This is a genomic window from Ligilactobacillus acidipiscis DSM 15836, assembly GCF_001435755.1.
GTDB lineage: Bacteria > Bacillota > Bacilli > Lactobacillales > Lactobacillaceae > Ligilactobacillus > Ligilactobacillus acidipiscis.
Genome location: NZ_AZFI01000197.1, coordinates 1 through 3,358, shown reverse-complemented (window position 1 = coordinate 3,358; position 3,358 = coordinate 1). Strand labels below are relative to the sequence as shown.

The 3,358-nt window shown below is 35.1% G+C and carries 2 protein-coding genes; both read left to right on the top strand.

From position 1 onward, the window contains the following. Positions 1-200: 200 nt before the first annotated feature. Positions 201-434 (top strand): YkuJ family protein, encoded by a 234-nt coding sequence (locus FC65_RS09695; RefSeq protein ID WP_010497047.1) that lies wholly within the window; start codon positions 201-203, stop codon positions 432-434. A 102-nt stretch (positions 435-536) separates the two neighbouring features. Further along, on the top strand, positions 537-2,618 hold the full coding sequence (locus FC65_RS09690; RefSeq protein WP_010497049.1) for an LTA synthase family protein: 2,082 nt from the start codon (positions 537-539) through the stop codon (positions 2,616-2,618). Positions 2,619-3,358: the final 740 nt, after the last annotated feature.

Here is a 3,358-nt window from a genome sequence, read left to right as displayed (position 1 = left end):
CATCAACACTAAAAAGTTTAGACCCGTTTTTCTGCTTGTTAAGTACTAGTAAAAAAAGAGGCCAAATCGACCTAATTTAAGAATTTCAATTTTATTTTGTTTAAAAAAATGTTATTATCGTTTTTGTATGTAATAGATATATCAGATAGTTTTGTCTGGTACCTATTTAGCAGTTTTAAAGAGTGGAAAAGGGGTTTGTCATGGAAAATTCACAATTAGTTGCGATTATTTCGCGCTTGGATGCAATGATCAAGAGTGCCGATGATGAAGTAGTTTCAAGACGTTTTGAAAAAGAAGGGGAAGAACGTGGTGTAGTTACTTACGACCCGAAAGCAAACGCCTTTGAATTAGAAGAGATCAGTACCAAACAAAAATTTCAATTCGATAACATTGATCTAGCTGCAATAGAAATTTACGACTTGCTTGATTATTGATTATTAAGTTAAACTGAAGATATTGTATTTTCAGTTTTTCTTTTTTATTAATCCTTTATACTTGTCAGCAGGCAAGTTTTTAATTTGGAGGAATTTTGTAAAATGAATTCGTTTTTTAAAAAAACACGGCAAGTTTTAAGTAACAGAGCAGGTTTTTTCTGGCTAGTCCTTTTTTTATTCTGGCTTAAAACATACCTTGCTTATCAAAATAACTTTACTTTAGGTGTTAATAACACAATGCAGCAATTTTTGCTGTTATTAAATCCGCTTCCTGTCGGATTACTTTTGATAGGTATTGGTTTATATTTTGGCGGCAAAAAGTCTTATTGGATCGAGATCATTGTGAGTCTGATCCAATCCACTTGGCTATTCGCTAATACATTATATTATCGTGAGTTCTCAGATTTCTTATCATTTGGTATTATTAAATCTTCTAGCTCCGTTTCAAATAATCTGGGTTCTAGTATTTTAGAGATCATTCATCCGACTGACTTTTTGTTATTCTTGGATGTTGTGATCCTGATATTGATGATGTCGTTTAAGGTGATCCAGCCTGATCAGTCCCGTCCTAAGAGACGTTATGGTGCCATTACTTCAGTTATTGCCATTGTTTTATTTGGGATCAACTTGAGCTTGGCAGAAGGCGACCGTTCGCAATTATTGACCCGAACTTTTGATAATAACTATATTGTCAAGTACTTAGGCGTTGATTTTTTTGCCGGATATTCAGCTTATCAAACGCATCAGCAAACATCTACTAGAAAAAATGCCAATAGTAGTGATGTGGACAAGGTCTTGGATTTCGTCAACAAAAATCGTTCGCAGCCGAATGTGTCGTATTATGGCAAAGAAAAAGGCAAAAATGTCTTTATTTTCCATCTGGAAAGTTTCCAGCAATTCTTGATAAATTACAAATCTGATGGCGAAGAAGTGACACCGAATATCAACCGGTTCTATGCGGATCAACATACCATGTCTTTTGATAATTTCTTTAATCAGGTTGGTCAAGGTAAAACATCTGATGCGGAAACGATGTTAGAAACTTCTTTATATGGTTTGCCTTCTGGTTCTAGTATGACATCTTACGGTTCTTCTAATACCTACCAGGCTTTACCAGCGTTTTTAGATCAAAGAGGATATGCAACAGCTTCAATGCATGGCGATGTGGGTAGTTTTTGGAATCGTGATAATACCTATAAGTCATGGGGCTATCAGTACTTTTTTGACTCGGCTTATTTCGATGATAAAGATGATTATAATAATGGCTATGGGATGAAAGATAAGATTTTTCTGAAGCAGTCTGCTAAGTATCTCGAGCAGTTGCCGCAGCCGTTTTATGCTAAGATCATTACTGTTACTAACCATTACCCATATGATTTGGATAAGCAGAATCAATCGATCGCTAAGACCAAGACTGGTGACAAAACCGTTGATGGCTACGTTCAAACTGCTCATTATCTAGATCAAGCGTTTGGCGAATTCATTAATTATCTCAAGAAGTCAGGCTTGTATGATGATTCGATGATCGTTGCTTATGGTGATCACTATGGTATTTCCAATAATCATCCAAAAGCATTGGCAAAGCTTTTAGGTAAGAAGTCTGTCTCTAAATACGACTTAGCGATGTTAGAGAAAGTTCCGTTTATGATCCATTCTAATAATTTGCAAGGTGGGGTCAATCATACCTACGGCGGTGAGATCGACGTGATGCCGACGTTAATGGACCTTTTGGGTATTAAAGATGATGATACTATTCAACTAGGTAATGATCTGCTGTCGACTAATAGAAATCAGACAGTTGCTTTCCGGAACGGGGACTTTGTTTCTCCTGATTTAAGTAAACTTGGCAGTAAGGTTTATGATAACCAGGGTAAGAAGATAGACACTAAGAAGCTGACTGCCCAGCAAAAGCAGATTTTAAAAGAGCAACAAGATCATACTGATAAGTCGCTGTCAATGTCTGACAAGATCACAACTGGGGATTTATTACGTTTCTACACGCCACAGGACTTTAACAAAGTGGATAAATCGCAGTATAAATATAAATATTCAGACGGGATCAAAGCATTGAAGAAGGCACGTCGTGAGAAGAAATCTAGTTTGATAGATCAAAATGGCGGAAAGTCCACTCAAGATCTGTATGAAACTGATGCTCCTGAATTAAAAGATGATGACAATAAATAAAATAGATTTTTTTTAACAGTCCCTTACTTATTTGGGGGCTGTTTTTTTGTTGCCGTTCGGCTGCACAAGAGACGTTTTTTTTATTGCAAGAAATTGGCGGAGGAAGATTATGTGTACTGGCTGATCCGTAGCAGTTATCTGAATTCATGGTTTTGAGAGTCTGTTAACGAATTGATCAAATAGTTTTTAGCCGCTTTATGCTGTCCTTGAGATGGCTAATAAGTCAGAGACAAACTTTTTGATGAACGATCTGGTTGGTTTGCTTTTAAATAATAGTCAACGAAATATTGATTATTTAATTTTTAGCAGTGGAGTGTTACGGATCATTTACAGTAAAAAAGAACATTTTTCCGCTTTTAAATACCTAGGACAGCAAAAGACAAACATTATTTTAGATTTCCGGTTTTTTGTTAGCATCAATAAATTTAAATTTAGAAATGCAAAAAAGTTATTGACGAAGTCTCGAAATGTTGCTAAGATAGTATTTGTCGCTAAGGCGCTGTGGCAGTTTGAATTTCTTTGAAATTTGTTGTTGACAGCGTCGCAATCGACATTGTATAATGTTTGAGTTGTCGCTTTTACTTATTCTAGAGTATTATTGATATTTTAGTAATTAAGTAAGACACTTACAATTTTTTCATAATAAAGATTGAAATAAATGTTTGACAATTGTTTCAAACAATGATAAAATATACTTTGTTGTGAAATGACAAGTAGATCTTTGAAAACTGAACAAAGTT